14 protein-coding genes are annotated in these 20,347 nt (G+C 61.6%); 3 read left to right on the top strand and 11 right to left on the bottom strand.

Annotated elements, in window-relative coordinates:
• Nucleotides 1–319 precede the first annotated feature (319 nt).
• Complete coding sequence (locus BM026_RS21355) at nt 320–5,179, top strand: NAD-glutamate dehydrogenase (RefSeq protein ID WP_092244190.1); 4,860 nt, start codon at nt 320–322, stop codon at nt 5,177–5,179.
• Nucleotides 5,180–5,270: 91 nt separating this feature from the next.
• On the opposite strand, the gene BM026_RS21350 is transcribed toward BM026_RS21355, so the two are convergent.
• The 4 genes from BM026_RS21350 to BM026_RS21335 form a co-directional block, all read right to left on the bottom strand.
• Complete coding sequence (locus tag BM026_RS21350) at nt 5,271–6,296, bottom strand: SEL1-like repeat protein (protein WP_102642511.1); 1,026 nt, start codon at nt 6,294–6,296, stop codon at nt 5,271–5,273.
• 97 nt (nt 6,297–6,393) lie between these two features.
• Nucleotides 6,394–7,074, bottom strand: a complete 681-nt coding sequence (locus tag BM026_RS21345) for a GntR family transcriptional regulator (protein WP_071487945.1) — start codon at nt 7,072–7,074, stop codon at nt 6,394–6,396.
• 17 nt (nt 7,075–7,091) lie between these two features.
• Nucleotides 7,092–7,793 (bottom strand): FadR/GntR family transcriptional regulator, encoded by a 702-nt coding sequence (locus tag BM026_RS21340; RefSeq protein ID WP_092244184.1) that lies wholly within the window; start codon nt 7,791–7,793, stop codon nt 7,092–7,094.
• Between the two features lie 62 nt (nt 7,794–7,855).
• Entirely contained in the window at nt 7,856–9,181 is a 1,326-nt protein-coding gene (locus BM026_RS21335) for a C4-dicarboxylate transporter DctA (RefSeq protein ID WP_175486675.1), read from the bottom strand.
• A gap of 217 nt (nt 9,182–9,398) precedes the next feature.
• On the opposite strand from BM026_RS21335, the gene BM026_RS21330 reads away from it, so the two are divergent.
• Nucleotides 9,399–10,028, top strand: a complete 630-nt coding sequence (locus BM026_RS21330) for a DNA-3-methyladenine glycosylase I (protein WP_093529976.1) — start codon at nt 9,399–9,401, stop codon at nt 10,026–10,028.
• Nucleotides 10,029–10,164: 136 nt separating this feature from the next.
• On the opposite strand, the gene BM026_RS21325 is transcribed toward BM026_RS21330, so the two are convergent.
• From BM026_RS21325 to BM026_RS21300, 6 genes are all read right to left on the bottom strand, one after another.
• Nucleotides 10,165–10,566 (bottom strand): cupin domain-containing protein, encoded by a 402-nt coding sequence (locus BM026_RS21325; RefSeq protein WP_093529974.1) that lies wholly within the window; start codon nt 10,564–10,566, stop codon nt 10,165–10,167.
• A gap of 84 nt (nt 10,567–10,650) precedes the next feature.
• Nucleotides 10,651–12,084 carry a MocR-like pyridoxine biosynthesis transcription factor PdxR gene (locus BM026_RS21320; RefSeq protein ID WP_093529972.1) on the bottom strand — a complete coding sequence of 478 codons (1,434 nt, stop codon included), beginning with the start codon at nt 12,082–12,084 and terminating at the stop codon, nt 10,651–10,653.
• 70 nt (nt 12,085–12,154) lie between these two features.
• Nucleotides 12,155–12,922, bottom strand: a complete 768-nt coding sequence (locus tag BM026_RS21315) for an SDR family oxidoreductase (protein WP_071487940.1) — start codon at nt 12,920–12,922, stop codon at nt 12,155–12,157.
• A gap of 9 nt (nt 12,923–12,931) precedes the next feature.
• Nucleotides 12,932–13,999: a phosphotransferase family protein gene (locus tag BM026_RS21310; protein ID WP_092244157.1), complete on the bottom strand. Its 1,068-nt coding sequence runs from the start codon at nt 13,997–13,999 to the stop codon at nt 12,932–12,934.
• A gap of 129 nt (nt 14,000–14,128) precedes the next feature.
• Nucleotides 14,129–15,082 carry a 2-hydroxyacid dehydrogenase gene (locus BM026_RS21305; RefSeq protein ID WP_092244153.1) on the bottom strand — a complete coding sequence of 318 codons (954 nt, stop codon included), beginning with the start codon at nt 15,080–15,082 and terminating at the stop codon, nt 14,129–14,131.
• A gap of 144 nt (nt 15,083–15,226) precedes the next feature.
• A complete protein-coding gene (locus BM026_RS21300) occupies nt 15,227–15,820 on the bottom strand; it encodes a TetR/AcrR family transcriptional regulator (RefSeq protein WP_093513374.1) in 594 nt (197 codons plus the stop codon).
• Between the two features lie 284 nt (nt 15,821–16,104).
• Between BM026_RS21300 and BM026_RS21295 the strand changes: the two genes are divergently transcribed.
• Nucleotides 16,105–17,382 carry a serine/threonine transporter gene (locus BM026_RS21295; protein ID WP_093121200.1) on the top strand — a complete coding sequence of 426 codons (1,278 nt, stop codon included), beginning with the start codon at nt 16,105–16,107 and terminating at the stop codon, nt 17,380–17,382.
• A 177-nt stretch (nt 17,383–17,559) separates the two neighbouring features.
• Here BM026_RS21295 and acnB read toward each other — a convergent pair whose 3' ends face one another.
• Nucleotides 17,560–20,169 carry a bifunctional aconitate hydratase 2/2-methylisocitrate dehydratase gene (gene acnB, locus BM026_RS21290; RefSeq protein WP_092244144.1) on the bottom strand — a complete coding sequence of 870 codons (2,610 nt, stop codon included), beginning with the start codon at nt 20,167–20,169 and terminating at the stop codon, nt 17,560–17,562.
• Nucleotides 20,170–20,347: the final 178 nt, after the last annotated feature.

The raw sequence follows: 20,347 nt of genomic DNA, 5'->3' as shown, positions 1-20,347 counted from the left end.
AGTCGCAACCCGGTGCCTGCTTACTGATGACCGAATATGTCGCAGCGTCGCAAGCAGCTGGCTTCCCACACTCGTTAAGCTGCGCAACGGATGTGCATGAGCCTGGCGCCTGACCTGCCCGTCGTACCGTCACCCGGCAAGGTGCACATCTTATGGAAGTTGTATGTGACCTCATTGTCTTGTCCAGCTTCACCCACCTGTCACCCTGATTCGTTTATGGTGCTTAACTCGTCACCCAGCGAACAGCGCTGACGGTCTCCCCGCAAGGGGATAACACGCGACGCTTCCATCAATAACAAGCCCAAGCGGAGTACCACAGATGGCGTTTTTCACCGCAGCCAGCAAGGCCGACTTCCAGCATCAACTGCAAGCGGCACTGGCGCAGCACATCAGTGAACAGGCACTGCCACAAGTGGCGCTGTTCGCTGAACAATTCTTCGGCATCATTTCCCTGGACGAACTGACCCAGCGTCGCCTTTCCGACCTGGCCGGTTGCACCCTCTCTGCGTGGCGCCTGCTTGAGCGCTTTGACCATACCCAACCGCAAGTGCGGGTCTACAACCCCGATTACGAACGTCATGGCTGGCAGTCGACCCACACCGCGGTCGAAGTGCTGCACCATGACCTGCCCTTCCTGGTGGACTCGGTCCGCACCGAGCTGAACCGCCGTGGCTACAGCATCCACACCCTGCAGACCACCGTGCTCAGCGTACGCCGTGGCGCCAAGGGCGAGTTGCTGGAAATCCTGCCAAAAGGCACCCAGGGCGAAGGCATCCTGCAAGAATCGCTGATGTACCTGGAAATCGATCGTTGCGCCAATGCCGCCGAACTGAACGTGCTGAGCAAAGAGCTTGAGCAGGTGCTGGGCGAAGTGCGCGTGGCCGTGGCCGATTTCGAACCGATGAAAGCCAAGGTCCAGGACCTGCTGGCCGGTATCGATGCGAGCCAGTTCGCTATCGACGGTGAAGAAAAAGCCGAGATCAAGAACTTCCTGGAATGGCTGGTGGGCAACCACTTCACCTTCCTCGGCTATGAAGAGTTCGTGGTACGTGACGAGGCGGACGGCGGTCATATCGAATATGACGCCGGTTCCTTCCTCGGTCTGACCAAGCTGCTGCGCGCCGGCCTCACCGCCGACGATCTGCGCATCGAAGATTACGCCGTGGCCTACCTGCGTGAGCCAGCCGCGCTGTCCTTCGCCAAGGCCGCGCACCCGAGCCGCGTGCACCGCCCGGCCTACCCGGACTACGTGTCGATCCGTGAGATCGACGCCGACGGCAAGGTCATCAAGGAACACCGCTTCATGGGCTTGTACACCTCCTCGGTGTATGGCGAAAGCGTACGGGCCATTCCATACATCCGCCGCAAGGTCGCGGAAATCGAACGTCGCTCGGGCTTCCAGCCCAAGGCGCACCTGGGCAAGGAGCTGGCCCAGGTCGTTGAAGTGCTGCCCCGTGACGACCTGTTCCAGACCCCGGTCGACGAGTTGTTCAGCACTGTGATGTCGATCGTGCAGATCCAGGAGCGCAACAAGATCCGCGTGTTCCTGCGCAAGGACCCGTACGGTCGTTTCTGCTACTGCCTGGCCTACGTGCCACGCGACATCTATTCCACCGAAGTGCGCCAGAAGATCCAGCAAGTATTGATGGATCGCCTGAAGGCCTCGGACTGCGAGTTCTGGACCTTCTTCTCCGAATCCGTGCTGGCCCGTGTGCAGCTGATTCTGCGGGTTGATCCGAAGAACCGCCTGGATATCGACCCGCTGCAACTGGAAAAGGAAGTGGTGCAGGCCTGCCGCAGCTGGCAGGACGACTACTCCAGCCTGGTGGTGGAAAGCTTTGGAGAAGCCCACGGCACCAATGTGCTGGCGGACTTCCCGAAAGGCTTCCCGGCCGGTTACCGCGAGCGCTTTGCCGCGCACTCGGCGGTGGTCGACATGCAGCACTTGCTCAGCCTCACCGAAGCCAATCCGCTGGTGATGAGCTTCTATCAGCCGCTGGGCCAGGTCTCCGGCCAACGCGAGCTGCATTGCAAGCTGTACCACGCCGACACCCCGCTGGCGCTGTCCGACGTGCTGCCGATCCTGGAAAACCTCGGCCTGCGTGTGCTGGGCGAATTCCCGTACCGTCTGCGTCATGCCAATGGCCGTGAGTTCTGGATCCATGACTTCGCGTTCATCGCCGCCGAAGGCGTGAACCTGGATATCCAGCAACTCAACGACACCCTGCAGGACGCGTTCGTGCACATCGTGCATGGCGACGCCGAGAACGATGCGTTCAACCGCCTGGTGCTCACCGCTGGCCTGCCATGGCGCGACGTCGCGCTGCTGCGCGCCTACGCCCGTTACCTCAAGCAGATCCGCCTGGGCTTCGACCTCGGTTACATCGCCAGCACCCTGAACAACCACACCGACATCGCCCGCGAGTTGACCCGGTTGTTCAAGACCCGCTTCTACTTGGCGCGCAAGCTCACCGCCGACGACCTGGAAGACAAGCAGCAACGCCTGGAGCAAGCGATCCTCACCGCCCTGGACGATGTCCAGGTGCTCAACGAAGACCGCATCCTGCGTCGCTACCTGGACCTGATCAAGGCGACCCTGCGTACCAACTTCTACCAGACCGACGCCAACGGGCAGAACAAGTCGTACTTCAGCTTCAAGTTCAATCCGCACGCGATCCCTGAATTGCCCAAGCCGGTGCCGAAGTTTGAAATCTTCGTGTACTCGCCACGGGTCGAAGGCGTGCACCTGCGCTTCGGCAACGTCGCCCGCGGCGGCCTGCGCTGGTCCGACCGTGAAGAAGACTTCCGCACCGAAGTGCTTGGCCTGGTCAAAGCCCAGCAAGTGAAGAACTCGGTGATCGTGCCGGTGGGGGCGAAGGGCGGCTTCCTGCCGCGTCGCCTGCCTCTGGGCGGCAGCCGTGACGAGATCGCGGCCGAGGGCATCGCCTGCTACCGCATCTTCATTTCCGGCCTGCTGGACATTACCGATAACCTCAAGGACGGCGCCCTGGTGCCACCGGCCAACGTCGTGCGCCATGACGACGATGACCCGTACCTGGTGGTGGCGGCGGACAAGGGCACCGCGACCTTCTCCGACATCGCCAACGGCATCGCCATCGACTACGGCTTCTGGCTGGGTGACGCGTTCGCCTCCGGTGGTTCCGCCGGTTACGACCACAAGAAAATGGGCATCACCGCCAAGGGCGCATGGGTCGGCGTGCAGCGTCACTTCCGTGAGCGCGGCATCAATGTGCAGGAAGACAGCATCACCGTGGTGGGCGTCGGCGACATGGCCGGTGACGTGTTCGGCAACGGCCTGTTGATGTCCGACAAGCTGCAACTGGTCGCGGCCTTCAACCACCTGCATATCTTCATTGACCCGAACCCGAACCCGGCCACCAGCTTCGTCGAGCGCAAGCGCCTGTTCGAGCTGCCGCGTTCGGCCTGGACCGACTATGACACCAGCATCATGTCCGAAGGCGGCGGTATCTTCTCGCGCAGCGCGAAGAGCATTGCCATCTCGCCACAGATGAAGGAACGCTTCGACATCTCGGCCGACAAGCTGACGCCGACCGAACTGCTGAATGCCTTGCTCAAGGCGCCGGTAGACCTGTTGTGGAACGGCGGTATTGGCACTTACGTCAAGGCCAGCAGCGAAAGCCACGCCGATGTGGGCGACAAGGCCAACGACGCCCTGCGCGTCAACGGCAACGAGCTGCGCTGCAAGGTGGTGGGCGAGGGCGGTAACCTCGGCATGACCCAGCTGGGTCGTGTGGAATTCGGCCTCAATGGCGGCGGTTCCAACACCGACTTCATCGACAACGCCGGTGGCGTGGACTGCTCCGACCACGAAGTGAACATCAAGATCCTGCTCAACGAAGTGGTGCAGGCCGGTGACATGACCGACAAGCAACGCAACCAGTTGCTGGCGAGCATGACCGAAGAAGTCGGCAACCTGGTGTTGGGCAACAACTACAAGCAGACCCAGGCCCTGTCCCTGGCGGCGCGCCGTGCCTACGAGCGTGCTGCCGAGTACAAGCGCCTGATGAGCGACCTGGAGGGTCGTGGCAAGCTGGACCGCGCCATCGAGTACCTGCCGACCGAGGAGCAGCTCACCGAGCGCGCCGCGAACGGCAAGGGCCTGACCCGTCCGGAGCTGTCGGTGCTGATCTCGTACAGCAAGATCGACCTCAAGGAAGCGCTGCTCAAGTCGCTGGTACCGGATGACGAGTACCTGACCCGCGACATGGAGACCGCGTTCCCGCCGAGCCTGGTCGCCAAGTTCGGTGAGGCCATGCGTCGCCACCGCCTCAAGCGCGAGATCGTCAGCACCCAGATCGCCAACGACCTGGTCAACCACATGGGCATCACCTTCGTGCAGCGACTCAAAGAGTCGACCGGCATGAGCCCGGCGAACGTGGCCGGCGCGTATGTGATCGTGCGTGACATCTTCCACCTCCCGCACTGGTTCCGCCAAATAGAAGCCCTGGACCACCAGGTCTCCGCCGAGGTGCAACTGGAGCTGATGGATGAGCTGATGCGCCTGGGTCGTCGTGCTACGCGCTGGTTCCTGCGCAGCCGTCGCAACGAGCAGGACGCTGGCCGTGACACCGCGCACTTCGGTCCGCACCTGGCGGCGCTGGGCCTCAAGCTCGACGAACTGCTGGAAGGCCCGACCCGCGAAGGCTGGCAGAAGCGCTACCAGGCCTACACCGAAGCCGGCGTGCCGGAGTTGTTGGCACGCATGGTTGCAGGCACGACCCACCTGTACACCTTGCTGCCGATCATCGAAGCCGCTGACGTGACCGGGCATGACGCCGCCGAAGTGGCCAAGGCCTACTTCGCCGTTGGCAGCGCTTTGGACTTGCCATGGTACCTGCAGCAGATCAGCGATCTGCCGGTGGGCAACAACTGGCAGGCTGCGGCCCGCGAAGCGTTCCGCGACGATGTGGACTGGCAGCAACGCGCGATCACCATCTCCGTCCTGCAAATGGCCGACGCGCCACAAGACATGGAAGCCCGCGTGGCCCTGTGGCTTGAGCAGCACAAGGACATGGCCGAGCGTTGGGTGGCGATGATGGTGGAAATTCGTGCGGCGGTCGGCACGGACTACGCTATGTACGCGGTGGCCAACCGGGAGTTGCTGGACCTGGCGTTGAGTGGTCAGTCTGTGCTTTAAACGTCTGATCCGTCGTTGAAAACAAAAATCCCCGCATGGAATGATGCGGGGATTTTTTATGGGGCCTTCAATGTCGCCAGATGTTCTGGGATCAATGCGGTGCGCCCACGATGATGAAGGGGACGAAGGATTTGAATACGTGTTCTATACGTTCATGCAGGCTGACGCGGATTGCTTCGCTGGCCGAATACTGTTGCGGCGTCATTTGATGCCAAATAGCATCCATGTCATGTTGCAGGTTTTCAGCCGCGAGGGGGTTGGTCAGTTTCGGCAGAACCATGCCCAGCACTGCATAGGCCTTGGCGAAATCCCTTTCAAGTCCGTACGTCCGCGGTGCCACGGTGTGTCGCTGCACGACAAGGGACAGCCCTTGGTTAATTTGCGGCATGCCTGCCAGTGCATACCCATATTCCACCAACGCATCGAGTTGACCCAATAAAGCGAGCTGGACCAGTCGTTGTTGTTTTTCCAGAATGTCTGCGGTGGACGTTTGGGAGAAAACACGCTCAGCCAGCGCCGGCACGCTACCGCCGTCGGCCGCTTTCTGCCGAAGCTCTTCGATCAGTGCGTGACGTTCCACGGCGTTGGGGATCAGTTGCGGAGTATCGTGATAGGCCTCGGCGAGCTCGAATTGCGCTGAAGAATCGTTGAGGGCAACGGCTTTTTTCAACCAATTCACATCCTTGTCGAGTTTAAACAGGAAGCTCATGGCCTGAGTATCTCCGGCCTCCGCCTTGGGGGTGAGTATTTCAGCGGCTTTGCGCAGGGATTGGGTATCGCCCAAACGCATCAGTGCCGGGACGTAGTCTTGAGCCGCCGCCAGCCTCAGCCATTGGCGAGTTTCTTGCGAGGCAATGCGAAAACCACCGTCCCGGCGGGTAACGCAGGTTGCCATTGCGTACTGGGCTTGAGCCTTGCCTTGGGCGGCGGCAATCGTCAGGCATAGCTCGGCTTTGTCATAGCTCTCAAGCGCGAGCAGTTCAAAGCCGATCTTTGTCGCGATCTCATTCAGTTGTCCCAGTGATCCATTGATTGTTTCACCCAGTAGGCTTTTCTGCGCATTCAGCTGTGTGAGCAGCGCGAACAGCGCAGGCATGGTTTGAGTATCTACATACATGATGATGACCTGTGATTAGGCACTTTAGTTGTGCAGACACAGGGTATGGAGCAGGTCGGTATCCGGGCGGTACATACCTAGGGGGTGAGGGGCGTCGTCATTGATTCAGTTGTCTTTCCAGGTGATTCAGGTGCAGGGTCATCAGGTTGACGGCGCGGGTGACGTCCTGCTGTTCAATGGCGTCGGCAATTGCCCCATGCTCCTGCCATGCGCAGTAGGTACAGGCTTGCGCTTCATAGCGAGCGATTGCGAGTGACGTGAGCGGCACCAGGCTGTTGAGGAACTGTGCAAGCGGCTCGTTACCGGCGATCTTTGCCAGCTGCAGGTGAAACTCCCCGGATAACCGAATCGCCGGCCCACGCTGGTCGCGCTCGATGCATTCGCGCTCCCTGGTGATCAAGTCGCGCAACTGGCGTATTTTCGCGGGAGTGGCTTGGGCGCAGGCCAGTTGCACCACGGTGATTTCCGTCAGTCGCCGCGCTTCCAGAATTTCCCGGGTCTGTTGTGCGTCCGGTGCTGCCACCTGGGCGCGCTGGTTGGGGCGCAGGATGATCACTTGCTGATGGGACAGCTTGGCCAGGACCCGGCGGATCACACTGCGACTCACACCAAAGGTCTCGCCCAGGCCTTCTTCGGTAAAACGGCTGGCTGGGGCAATACGCTGTTCGAGGATGGCGTCGAACAAGCGCGGATAGATGTCATCCACTGAAGGCTTTTTACCGGCGACCAGGCGCAGGGTCGGGAGGATAGGGTCGTAGTGCAAGGCGTGGGCGGTCATGGCCTGTCTCCAAAAAATCAGCTGCCCAGATGGTCGTCCGGGATGTTCAAGCGAATACCCATGCGCAGGCCTTCCCGAAGGATGTGCCGCCGCATCTCGGCACTGGCCAGGGCGCTGTTCTTGTTGCGGATGGCGCGTACTACGGCTTCGTTTTCCTGCAGGCGTTCGGCCAGGTGTTCGGGCGAGTTGCGCAGTACCTGGGCGCTTTGCTTGAGGGCATTGCTGGTCTGTTGCACCACGTTCTGGAAGATCGGGTTGGAGGTAAGGGCGAACAGCTCTTCGTGAAAGCCGATGTAGGCGTTCATGCCGGCTTCGGCGTCGCCCGCGTCGAGGGCTTCGCGCATGTCCATCAAGGTCAGGCGCAGTTGGCCGACTTCCTTGCTGCTGATGGACTGCGCTACCAGGCCGACAATGAAGGGTTCGAGGGTGTAGCGCAGTTGCAGGATGTCTTCCAGGCTGGCGTCGGCTACCGCGTCGCTGGATTGCGGTTCGCTGACGCTGGTTTCCAGCACCACTACGCCTTTGCCAGGCATGGAGCGCACAAGGCCGAGGGTCTCCAGCACGATCACCGCTTCACGCAGGCTGGGGCGGCTGATGCCCATCTGTTCGGCCAGTTCGCGTTGGCCGGGGAGCATTTCACCCCGGCGCCACTGACCACGCGCCAAGGCGGCGCGGAGTTTTTCTACGACTGAATTGACGACGGTTGAGGTGCTGATCACGTCGTGCGTCTCCCTGATCTTGCAAATGGATGTGTGGGAGAGGGCAAGCCCCCTCCGACATTTCAGAACTCTTGATGCGCCGGTAATACCGGCTTCTTGGCCTGGAAGGCATAGCCTTGCTGACCGTCCAGCACCTTGTTGGCGCGCTGGATATCGATGTCTTTTTCCCAGCGAGCAATGGCCACGGTCGCCACGCAGTTGCCGATCAGGTTAGTCAATGCACGGCCGATGCCCATGAACCAATCCACCGCCAGCACCAGCACCAGGCCCACCACCGGAATCGCCGGGATCGCGGTGAGGGTCGCCGCCAGGATCACCAGCGCCGACCCCGGAATGCCGTGGGCGCCCTTGGAGGTGATCAACGACACCAGCAGGATCGTCAGCAGGTCGGTCATCGACAGGGGTGTACCAGTGGCGTTGGCGATAAACACAATGGCCAGGGTCAGGTAGATCGAGAACCCATCGAGGTTGAACGAATACCCCGTTGGAATCACCAGGCCCACGGTGGAACTGCCAATGCCCAGGTGCTCCAGCTTGCGCATGATCTGTGGCAGCACGGCGTCAGAGGAAGCGGTGCCCATCACGATCAGCAGTTCTTCACGCAGGTACTTGAGCAGCGGCAACATGCGCAGGCCCGACAGGCGCATCACCATGCCGAGGATCAGTACGACAAAGGCAAGACACGTCAGGTAGAACAGGCCCACCAGGCTGCCCAGGTGTTGCAGGGAGTCCAGGCCATAGGTGCTGGTGGTGAAGGCGATCGCGCCGAACACACCGATCGGCGCCAGGCGCACGATCATGCCCATGATGCGGAAAATGATGTGGCTCAGTTCGTTGATCAGTCGCGAGATGCCCGACGCCGCTTCGCCCACCAGGTTCAGCGCGCTGCCGAACAGCACCGAGAACAGCAGCACTTGCAGCACGTTGTTGTCGGCAAAGGCACCGATGACCGAGTTGGGAATCAGGTCCATCAGGAACTGACTGGTGCCGCGGATGTGCTGGCCCTTGTCGGCCAGTTCATTCAAACCAGCGGAGGACAATTGTTCCAGATGGATATTGGCGCCTTGGCCGATGCCGGTGCTGAAGGCCATGACCAGGCCGATCACCAGCGCGACGGTGGTGAGGATCTCGAAGTAGATCACTGACTTGAGGCCGATGCGTCCGACTTTCTTCAAGTCGCCGGCGCCGGAAATGCCGCTGACCACCACGCAGAACACGATCAGGCCGATCAGCATTTTGATCAGCTTGATAAAGCCGTCACCCAGGGGTTTGAGTTGCGAGGAGAATTCGGGAAGGGCCAGGCCGCAGGCGATGCCGAGCATCAGGCCAATCACGACTTGCAGGAAAATCGAACGCGAGCACCATCTGAGCATGGGAGGGATCTCTATTCGGTGCCCTGGTGGTTCCAGGGCTTAATTGTTGTGGTCTTACCGGTAAGTCCAGTGCGGGGCCAGTCTACGCCCAGTATTTTTGAAATCACAAGCAATTATTTGGCGGTTGACAGGTCCCGGTCTGACCAGTTGGTCGGTAACGGCGATGCTTGAGCGGTTGGCAGGGCGGAATTTTTTTCGCTTATCATCCGCTGCTCGGCACATGAGGTGATGGATGGACACACCAGGACTGACCACTGACGAAACCGGGCAGACCCACTGCACCTGGCGCACGGCGGCGCCGGAATACCCGCGTTACCACGACGACGAATGGGGCGTGCCGGTGGCGGATGACATTCAGCTGTACGAGAAGATCTGCCTGGAGGGCTTTCAGGCGGGCATGGCGTGGATCACCATTTTGCGCAAGCGCGAACAGTTTCGAGTGGCGTTCGAGGGCTTTGATTTCAGAAGAGTGGCGCAGTACGGCGAAGCAGATATCGCGCGGTTGATGCAGGACCCGGGCATTGTGCGCAATCGGGCCAAGATCGTGTCCACGATCAACAATGCGCGCCGGGCGTGTGAGCTGGTGGATGAGACCGGTTCGCTGGCGCGCTGGTTGTGGGCGTTCGAACCCGATGAGGATGAACGGCCGGCGGTGGTGGACATGGCTTACTGGACGGGCAATCCCACGTCGCCGGCCTCGGTGCGATTGTCCAAGGCCTTGAAGAAGCGCGGTTGGACGTTCGTTGGGCCGACCACGATGTATGCGTTGATGCAGGCGATGGGCATGGTCAATGATCACCTGGAAGGCTGTGCTTGTCGCGAGCGGATCGAAGGCCTGCGCCGCCAGTTCAAACGCCCCTGAGTCACTGACCGATACAAATCAAAATGTGGGAGGGGGCTTGCCCCCGATGGCGGCGTATCAGTAGCAGATTCATTGGCTGACACTCTGCTATCGGGGGCAAGCCCCCTCCCACCTTCCTGATTTGTGGCGTGGTGGGTTACTTGGGCAGGGGGGTAAGCACCTCGGCCTTGTCATCCAGCACCATCACCACCAGCAACCTGGCCGGCTTGGTCTGGCTGGCATTGCTCGATTCAAAGTGGCGGGAACCCGCTGGCTCGTAGAACGACTCGCCGACCTTGTAGGTTTTCGTGGGCTCGTCATTCACCCGTGAAGTGATCGCGCCTTCCAGCACATAGGCGACGGCGGTGCCGGTGTGGCTGTGGGGCACGGTGGCCTGCCCGGGGGCGTAATCGACGGTGAGCATGAGGGTTTTCTTGCCCGGGACATTGGCCAGCGCATGCTCCTGCAAGACCTTGATCGACTCCTGGTTGTACACCGGTTCGTGAGCAAAGGCGCTGAGCGAGGCGAGCATCAGGGAGGCGGCGAGCAGTCGTTTCATGATGAGGTTTCCGAGTAGTTCGAGACCTCTTCACCCTACGCCGCGGGGCCTGAGTGACCAATGACCAATCCGGCGGAAAATCCGCTAGCCAATCTGCTGGAGAATATCGCGGACCGTATCCAGCGCCGGGTCGATGTCCAGGGCCTCGATGGCACCGAAGCCGATGATCAGGCCTGGACGTACCGGCGCATCGTGGAAGAACACATCCAGGGGATACAAGCCCACTTCTGCCTGGCGCGCGAGCTCCATCAGCAGCGGCATGTCCACCGGCACCTTGCACAGCGCCGCCATGTGGAACCCGGCCACGGTCGGCACCGCTTCGAACCACGGCGACAGATCCCCCGCCAGGCGCTGCAGGATCCGCTCGCGGCGCCCGGCGTAGATCGTGTGGCAGCGGCGGATGTGCTTGAGCAGGTAGCCCTCGCTGATGAACTTGGCCAACGCCCACTGGGGCAGGGTGGAGCTGTGCTGGTCGGTCAATTGCTTGGCCTTGAGCACCGCGCCGTAGATCGCCGGCGGCAGCACTGCGTAGCCCAGGCGCAACTCGGGCAGCAGGGTTTTCGAGAAGGTGCCCACATAGGTCACCACACCACGGGTGTCCAGGCTTTGCAGCGAGTCGGTGGGCCGCCCCTCATAGCGGAATTCGCTGTCGTAATCGTCCTCGATAACGATCGCGCCCAGCTCGAACGCCCGCGCCAGCAAGGCTTCACGACGCGCCAGGCTCATGGGCATGCCCAGGGGGAACTGGTGGGAGGGCGTCACATAGATCAGCCGTGTGCCGTCGGGAATCAGGTCGACCCGGATGCCCTGTTCATCCACCGGCACGCTGGCGACCTGGGCGCCCACCGCCATGAACATCTGGCGGGCGGGGCTGTAGCCGGGGTCTTCCATCGCCACAACGCTGCCCGGTTCCAGTACCACGCGGGCAATCAGGTCCAGCGCCTGTTGCGCGCCGTTGGTGACCACGATGTCGGTGTCGCGGCAGTTGACGCCACGGGAGAACGCGATGTGCCCGGCGATTGCGCTGCGCAGCGCCGGCAAACCTTCGGGTTGGCTGTAGAAGCCACTGTTCTGGGCAATGCGCCGCAGCGCGTCCTGGGTGCAGCGGCGCCATTCATCCAGGGGGAACTGGTGGCGGCTGGTCGCACCGCCGATAAATTCGTAGCGCAAGGTGCTGTCGCGGGTGGGATGACGCATGGGCGAGGGCAGTGCCTGCCATTTCGCCAGGTTGGCGGCGCAGGCCAGGTCGGTGGCGGTTTGCACGCGATTCGTCTGTGGCGCCCACGCATTGACGAAGGTGCCACGGCCAATCTTGCCCACCAGCAGGCCTTCATAGGTCAACGTGGCGTAGGTGTCGGACACGGTCTTGCGCGATACGCCCAATTGCTCGGCCAGCAGGCGGCTGGGTGGCAATTGCGCGCCCGCCGCGAGTCGGCCGGTGGCGATGGCTTCACGCAACTGCTGATAAAGCTGGGCAGCCAGGTCCTTGCGCCCGTTGATGACGATGTGGAGTTCCATGTTTCATCCTGGGACAGTTCGATCTGCGCCAAGGTTACGCGCAAATCGATCTGTAGAAACCCAGGTGTACTCAGGACAGGAAACCGCCGTCCACATTCAGCGATACGCCGGTGGTGTAGCTTGACGCGTCACTGGCCAGGAACAGCACCGCACCGGCCATCTCGCTCGGGTCGGCCACACGCTTGAGCGGGATCTGCGCCAGGGCCATTTTCAGGATGGAATCGTTCTTCACCAGCGCCGAGGCGAACTTGGTGTCGGTCAGGCCCGGCAGCAAGGCGTTGCAGCGAATGCCGAACGCCGCGCATTCCTTGGCGAACACCTTGGTCATGTTGATCACGGCTGCCTTGGTCACCGAGTAGATGCCCTGGAACACACCCGGCGAGATCCCGTTGATCGAGGCGACGTTGATGATGCTGCCGCCGCCGTTCTCGCGCATCAGCTTGCCGGCTTCCACGGACATGAAGAAGTAGCCGCGGATGTTCACGTCCACGGTCTTCTGGAACGCACCGAGGTCGGTGTCCAGCACGTTGCAGAATTGCGGGTTGGTCGCGGCATTGTTGACCAGGATATCCAGGCGGCCGAACTGCTCGCGGATACCGGCGAACACCTGGGTGATCTGCTCCATTTCACCGATATGGCAGGCGATGGCCGTGGCCTTGCCGCCGTCGGCGATGATCGCATCGGCGACGTGCTGGCAGCCTTCCAGCTTGCGGCTGGAGACGATCACGTGGGCGCCTTGCTGGGCCAGCAACTTGGCGATGGCCTCGCCGATGCCACGGCTGGCGCCGGAAACGAATGCGATCTTGCCATCGAGGTCGAACAGGTGGGTCTTGGACATAGCGGTTCCTTAAAGGGACGATTTGCTGATGACGTTCAGGCTCATCTGCTCGAGCAGCTTGTTCATGTGAATGAACTGCGCAAAGCGTTTGTCCTGGGTCTGGCCATGGAAGAAACGGTAGTAGATCTGCTGCACGATGCCGGCCAGGCGGAACAGGCCGTAGGTGTAGTAGAAGTCGAAATTGTCGATCTGGATGCCCGAGCGTTCGGCGTAATAGTCGACGAACTCACGGCGAGTGAGCATGCCGGGGGCGTTGCTCGGCTGGCGGCGCATCAACTGCACCGGCGCCGGGTCCGCCGCTTCGATCCAGTAGGCGAGGGTGTTGCCCAGGTCCATCAGCGGGTCGCCGAGGGTGGTGAGTTCCCAGTCCAGCACGCCGATGATCTGCATCGGGTTGTGCGGGTCGAGGATCACGTTATCGAAGCGGTAGTCGTTGTGCACGATGCTGGACGTGGGGTGATCGGCCGGCATCTTGTCGTCGAGCCAGGCGCGTACGGCTTCCCAGCTTGGTGCGTCGGGGGTCAGGGCCTTTTCGTAGCGGTCGCTCCAGCCGCGGATCTGGCGCGCCACGTAGCCGTCGGGCTTGCCCAGGTCGGCCAGGCCGCAGGCGTGGTAGTCCACCTGGTGCAGTTCCACGAACTTGTCGATGAAGCTTTTGCACAACGCCTCGGTCCTGGTCGCATCCAGGCCCAGTTCGGGCGGCAGGTCGGAGCGCAGGATGATGCCGTTGACGCGCTCCATCACATAGAACTCGGCACCGATCACCGACTCGTCAGTGCAATGCACATAGGCCTTGGGGCAATAGGGGAAACCGTCCTTGAGCTGGTTGAGAATGCGGTATTCGCGGCCCATGTCATGGGCGGACTTGGCCTTGTGGCCAAAGGGTGGGCGACGCAGCACGAATTCCTGGCCGGGGTATTCCAACAGGTAGGTCAGGTTCGACGCGCCACCGGGAAACTGGCTGATCCTGGGCGTGCCGTCCAGGCCCGGGATATGGGCCTTGAGGTAGGGATCGATCAGGCTGGCATCAAGCTCTTCGCCTGGGCGAATCTGGGTCGATTGGTCGTTCAGCGCCATGCTTATCCCTTCTGCTTATTCTAAAGGCCTCGGACTATTTCCTAATCTAATGCGCACAGCCGCCCAGCGACAAGGTCGGGGCGGCTTAATAGGTTAGCGTGTTGGAGGATGATCAGCGTGCCTGATCGGTCATTTCGTAGGCGGGGGCAGGGCGACCGGAGTGAGCACCGGGCGGCCGGCAAAGTACTCCACCAGGTTGTCGGCCACGCGCTGCACGGTGTCATGGGCCGCTTCCGGCGACAGCCCGGCCACGTGGGAGGTGAGCACGGTATTGCCGAGTTTCTTGAGCGCGTCGGGCACCTTGGGCTCATCGTCGAACACATCCAGCGCGGCGCCACCGATGCGACGCTGCTCCAGGGCGGCGACCAGGTCGGCGGTGACTACCACGCTGCCACGGCCGATATTGACCAGGTAGCCATTCGGCCCCAGGGCATCCAGGGCGTGGCGGTCGATCAGGTGGCGGGTGCTGGCACCGCCCGGCGTGGCCAGGATCAGGAAGTCCGAGGTCCGCGCCAGTTCAACGGCGGTGGCGCAGTAGGTGTAGTCCACATCGTCACGGGGCTGGCGGTTGTGATAGCTCACTTGCATGCCGAACCCCAGGGCGGCACGCTTGGCGATCTCCATACCTACGGCGCCCAACCCGAGAATGCCCAATTGCTTGCCGCCCAGGGACGGGCGCATCACTTTGGGCCATTCGTTGCGACGCACCGCGGCGTCGGTCTGCGGGATGCCGCGCACCAGCGCCAGCAGCAACGCCATGGCGTGATCGGCCACCGACGGCGCATTCACCCCGGCGCCGTTGGTGACCACGATCCCGCGATTGCTGGCGGCCTGCAGGTCGACGTGTTCGTAGCCGGCGCCGATCACGCAGATGATTTCCAGCAGGGGCAGGGCGGCGATTTCCTCGGCGTACAAGCCCAGCGGACCACGGGTCAGCACCGCCTTGATCTGGCTGCCGTGGGCCTTGATGGCTTCGGCGCGTTCGGCGGGTGTCGGCGCGAGGATCACATGAAAGTCATTGCCCTCGATGATGGGCAGGTATTCGTTGATGGTTTCAACCAGGACCAGAACAGTGGCGGTCATCGGAAGGCTCTTCCTGAAGGGTTTGAGGGGAGGAGTATGCGGTATTTGTGCGGTCAGAAGCGGGTCTCGACTGCGCTTGCCCGCCGCCGGAAGCGGTCGTGGTGGTACGGGTGAGGGACGAGCCGGAAAAAGTTCATGGCCTGGTCATGCCGGGACGGGGGAAGGGCTGTCAACGGGCAGGAGGGCATTTCTTGCAGCCTTCAGGAACTCGTCCGACAGGCTATTGCCCCGTGTCGCACGTGCCAGGGTCACTGCGCCCACCATCATTGCGTACTGGGCCAGCATGGCTTGACGGTCACCGTCCTCGAGTTGGGCGAAGATCTCCAGGGACTTTTCAACGCCTTCTATAAACGTGCGCTGCAAAGCGGTATCGGCCGGTTCATGGCACATGTCCGGGGCGAAAGCCGAGACCGGGCAGCCGTCGCCGGGGTTGTCGCGGTGGGTGGCGGTCAGGTAGGGCCCCAGCACCGCCTGGCGCGCGGCCTGTTGATCGTCGCTGTGCTCGATTTTGGCCTGCCAGCCCAGGTTGGCGTGCTCGAATGCCTGTTGGCAGGCTTCGGTGGCCAGGGCTTCCTTGGAGGCGAAGTGCCCGTAGAACCCGCCGTGGGTCAGGCCGGCAGCAGCCATCACGTCTGACAGGCTGATACCGTGCAGTCCGCGCTCACGAAACAGGTGCGTGGCGGCCTCGACGATGATTTCGCGGTTGAGATCGGCTTGTTTGCGGGAGACGCGAGGCATGACGGGGCTCTCTGGATAAGCGGCGGGCGTTGTGTAAAAACTACAGTAACAGCCGTGATTCTAAAATAGATTGGTACGGGAATGTATATTCTGCCTTCAGCCACAGGCCCCGAAAACCGCCGTCTACAGCCGCCCCTGCGGGCTTGCACCGCACCACCGTTCCTCAGCTAAGTCTTTGCTTCTTCAGAAGAATCCCGGACAATCCGGCCCCTTCTATGGTCGGGGCGCTGCCTGTCAGGTTTTTCTGACTCGTCCCGGCCGTGTAAATGCGGAGATCCGACCGGATGAATGATCAGGCCAATAGCGTCGACGAACGCTATGCAACGACACCTGCAACCCTCACAAGCTGGAGCCGCCAGGACACCACCTGGATGCTTGGCCTGTTCGGTACCGCCATTGGCGCCGGTACGCTGTTCTTGCCGATCAACGCGGGCCTGGGCGGCTTCTGGCCCCTGGTGATCCTGGCGCTGCTGGCGTTCCCGATGACCTTCTTCGCCCACCGTGGCCTGACCCGCTTCGTGCTGTCCGGCCGTGAAGGTTCCGACATCACCGACGTGGTGGAAGAACACTTCGGCATCAAGGCCGGCGCGCTGATCACCTTGCTGTACTTCTTCGCCATCTTCCCGATCCTGCTGATCTACAGCGTGGCGTTGACCAACACGGTCGGCAGCTTCATGGAACACCAACTGCACATTGCACCACCGCCCCGGGCGATCCTGTCGTTCGTGCTGATCCTCGGCCTGCTGGCCGTGGTGCGTTGCGGCGAGCAAGTGATCGTCAAGGCCATGAGCCTGATGGTGTATCCGTTCATCGTCGCGTTGCTGTTCCTGGCGGTGTACCTGATTCCGCACTGGAACGGCGGCATCCTCAGCACCGCCAGCGTCATCCCCGCACCGTCCGCACTGCTCAACACGTTGTGGCTGGCGATCCCGGTGATGGTGTTCTCGTTCAACCATTCGCCGATCATCTCGGCCTTTGCGGTGGACCAGAAGCGCCAGTACGGCGCCCACGCCGATGAGCGCAGCTCGCAGATCCTGTCCCGCGCGCACCTGTTGATGGTGGTGATGGTGCTGTTCTTCGTGTTCAGCTGCGTGCTGACCCTGTCGCCGGCGCAACTGGCCGAAGCGAAGGCGCAGAACCTGTCGATCCTGTCGTACCTGGCCAACCACTTCAATAACCCGACCATCGAGTTCGCAGCGCCGTTGATTGCGTTCGTGGCGATTGCCAAGTCGTTCCTGGGCCATTACATCGGCGCCAGTGAAGGTCTCAAGGGCCTGGTGCTGAAGACGGGTCGTCGTCCGCAGGCCAAGCGCCTGGACCGCATGACGGCGGCGTTCATGCTGGTGGTGTGCTGGATCGTGGCGACGTTGAACCCGAGCATCCTCGGCATGATCGAGGCGCTGGGCGGTCCGATCATTGCTTCGATTCTGTTCCTGATGCCGATGTATGCCATTCGCAAGGTGCCGGCCATGGCCAAGTACCGTGGGCAGGCGTCCAATGTGTTCGTCACGGCGGTGGGCCTGGTGGCGATTACTGCGGTGGTCTATTCGTTCTTCGCTTAAACCTGAAGCGGTAAAAATGTGGGAGGGGGCTTGCCCCCGATCGCGGTGTCTCAGTGCCGGATTTATTGGCTGACCCACTGCTATCGGGGGCAAGCCCCCTCCCACATTTGTACTGCATTCCAGGCATAAAAAACGCCGCGTACCTCACGATACGCGGCGTTTTTTCACATCAACACCTTAGGCTTGAATCACCGGGATGTTGGCGCTTGCTGCGATCTTGCGGAACTCGGCGATCTGGTCGAAGTTCAGGTAGCGGTAGACGTCACTGGCCATGGTGTCGAGTTTCGCTGCGTAGCCCATGTACTCTTCGACGGTCGGCAGGCGACCCAGGGTAGACGCCACTGCCGCCAGCTCGGCCGAAGCCAGGTAGACGTTGGCGCCGTCACCCAGACGGTTCGGGAAGTTACGGGTCGACGTCGACACCACGGTCGAATTCGGCTCAACACGTGCCTGGTTACCCATGCACAGCGAGCAGCCCGGCATTTCCATGCGCGCGCCAGCCTTGCCGTAGATGCCGTAGTAGCCTTCTTCGGTCAGTTGGTGAGCGTCCATCTTGGTCGGCGGCGACAGCCACAGACGGGTTGGCAGCTGACCCTTGACCTGCTCCAGCAGCTTGCCGGCCGCACGGAAGTGACCGATGTTGGTCATGCACGAACCGATGAACACTTCGTCGATCTTCTCGCCGGCAACGCTCGACAGCAGGCGGGCATCGTCCGGGTCGTTCGGTGCGCAGAGGATCGGCTCGTTGATGTCGGCCAGGTCGATCTCGATGATTTCGGCGTATTCCGCGTCGGCATCGGCTTCCATCAGCTCAGGGTTCTTGACCCAGGCTTCCATCGCTTGGGCGCGACGTTCCAGGGTGCGTGCATCGCCGTAGCCTTCACCGATCATCCAGCGCAGCAGGGTGATGTTGGAGTTCAGGTATTCGGTGATCGACTCTTTCGACAGCTTGATGGTGCAACCGGCAGCCGAACGTTCTGCCGAGGCGTCGGACAGCTCGAAAGCCTGTTCCAGCGTCAGGTCGTTCAGGCCTTCGATTTCCAGGATGCGGCCGGAGAAGGCGTTCTTCTTGCCTTTCTTCTCTACAGTCAGCAGACCCGACTGGATCGCGTAGTAAGGAATGGCATGAACCAGGTCACGCAGGGTGATGCCAGGCTTCATCTTGCCTTTGAAGCGCACCAGGATCGATTCCGGCATGTCCAGTGGCATCACGCCAGTGGCTGCGGCGAACGCAACCAGACCGGAACCGGCCGGGAACGAAATGCCCATCGGGAAACGGGTGTGGGAGTCACCACCGGTACCCACGGTGTCCGGCAGCAGCATGCGGTTCAGCCAGCTGTGGATGATGCCGTCGCCTGGACGCAGCGATACACCGCCACGGGTCATGATGAAGTCAGGCAGGGTGTGGTGGGTGGTCACGTCGATCGGCTTTGGATAGGCCGCGGTGTGGCAGAACGACTGCATTACCAGGTCGGTCGAGAAGCCCAGGCACGCCAGGTCTTTCAGTTCGTCACGGGTCATCGGACCGGTGGTGTCCTGGGAACCCACGGTGGTCATCTTCGGCTCGCAGTAGGTGCCAGGACGAACGCCTTTGCCTTCTGGCAGGCCGCACGCCTTGCCGACCATTTTCTGCGCCAGGGTGAAGCCTTTGCCGGTGTCGACAGGCGCTTCAGGCAGCTTGAACAGGTCGGTTGGGCCCAGGCCCAGCTCGGCACGGGCCTTGTCGGTCAGGCCGCGACCGATGATCAGCGGGATACGGCCACCGGCGCGGACTTCGTCCAACAGCACCGGAGTCTTCATTTCGAAGGTGGTGATGACTTCGTCGGTGCCGTGTTTGCAGACCTTGCCAGCATGCGGGTACAGGTCGATCACGTCGCCCATGTTGATGTTGGAAACGTCGAATTCGATGGGCAGTGCGCCGGCATCTTCCATGGTGTTGTAGAAGATCGGGGCGATCTTGCTGCCGAAGCAGAAGCCGCCAGCGCGCTTGTTCGGCACGTACGGAACGTCGTCGCCGAAGAACCACAGTACGGAGTTGGTCGCGGATTTACGCGAGGAACCGGTACCGACCACGTCACCGACGTAGGCGATCGGGAAGCCCTGGCCGCGCATTTCTTCGATCTGCTTCATCGGGCCGGTCTTGCCTTGCTCGTCCGGCACAATGCCTTCACGGGCCATTTTCAGCATGGCCAGGGCGTGCAGTGGGATGTCGGGACGGGACCAGGCATCCGGCGCAGGGGACAGGTCGTCGGTATTGGTTTCGCCGGTCACCTTGAATACGCGCAGGCTGATCTTGTCGGCCAGGGTAGGGCGGTTGCGGAACCACTCGCCGTCAGCCCAGGACTGGATCACGGCTTTGGCGTGTTCGTTGCCGTTCTTGGCTTTTTCGGCCACGTCGTGGAACGCATCGAACATCAGCAGGGTGTGCTTGAGTTGGGCGGCGGCGACGGGAGCCAGTGTGGCGTCGTCCAGCAGCTCGACCAGGGTCACGATGTTGTAGCCGCCTTGCATGGTGCCAAGCAGTTCAACGGCGCGTTTCTTGTCGATCAGGGGGGAAGTGGCTTCGCCCTTGGCCAGGGCAGACAGGAAACCGGCCTTGACGTAGGCAGCTTCGTCAACGCCTGGTGGAATGCGGTTGGTGATCAGGTCAACGAGGAATTCTTCTTCGCCAGCCGGAGGATTTTTCAGCAGCTCGACCAGGCCTGCGGTTTGTTCGGCGTTAAGCGGCTGGGGAACAATACCCAGGGCTGCGCGCTCTTCGATATGTTTGCGGTAGGCTTCAAGCACAGTTATTACCCTCATCAGTGGTCCCACGGGACGCTCATCCAGAAATGAACGGCACGCATGCGCTCGGGGGCTTTTTGGGCCGCAAAGCCAGCGCTGCCGGCATTCCTCACAGAAGCTGCTTTCAAAGTTTTACGCCTGCAGAACGGAGCTGATGAGGGTTGGCGAGGGCTCTGACCTA

The organism is Pseudomonas sp. NFPP24, from assembly GCF_900112095.1.
GTDB classification, from domain to species: Bacteria; Pseudomonadota; Gammaproteobacteria; order Pseudomonadales; family Pseudomonadaceae; genus Aquipseudomonas; species Aquipseudomonas extremorientalis.
The sequence above is the reverse complement of the archived record's forward strand: the minus strand, read 5'-3'. Positions and strand labels throughout refer to the sequence as shown.

Coding starts and splice junctions, on each gene's coding strand:
- BM026_RS21350 (WP_102642511.1), bottom strand. CDS start 6,296: ATGTATGTAGATACTCAAACCATGCCTGCGCTGTTCGCGCTGCTCACA.
- BM026_RS21300 (WP_093513374.1), bottom strand. CDS start 15,820: ATGCCTCGCGTCTCCCGCAAACAAGCCGATCTCAACCGCGAAATCATC.
- BM026_RS21345 (WP_071487945.1), bottom strand. CDS start 7,074: ATGACCGCCCACGCCTTGCACTACGACCCTATCCTCCCGACCCTGCGC.
- BM026_RS21310 (WP_092244157.1), bottom strand. CDS start 13,999: ATGGCGCTGAACGACCAATCGACCCAGATTCGCCCAGGCGAAGAGCTT.
- BM026_RS21315 (WP_071487940.1), bottom strand. CDS start 12,922: ATGTCCAAGACCCACCTGTTCGACCTCGATGGCAAGATCGCATTCGTT.
- BM026_RS21305 (WP_092244153.1), bottom strand. CDS start 15,082: ATGACCGCCACTGTTCTGGTCCTGGTTGAAACCATCAACGAATACCTG.
- BM026_RS21330 (WP_093529976.1), top strand. CDS start 9,399: ATGGACACACCAGGACTGACCACTGACGAAACCGGGCAGACCCACTGC.
- BM026_RS21295 (WP_093121200.1), top strand. CDS start 16,105: ATGAATGATCAGGCCAATAGCGTCGACGAACGCTATGCAACGACACCT.
- BM026_RS21355 (WP_092244190.1), top strand. CDS start 320: ATGGCGTTTTTCACCGCAGCCAGCAAGGCCGACTTCCAGCATCAACTG.
- BM026_RS21325 (WP_093529974.1), bottom strand. CDS start 10,566: ATGAAACGACTGCTCGCCGCCTCCCTGATGCTCGCCTCGCTCAGCGCC.
- BM026_RS21320 (WP_093529972.1), bottom strand. CDS start 12,084: ATGGAACTCCACATCGTCATCAACGGGCGCAAGGACCTGGCTGCCCAG.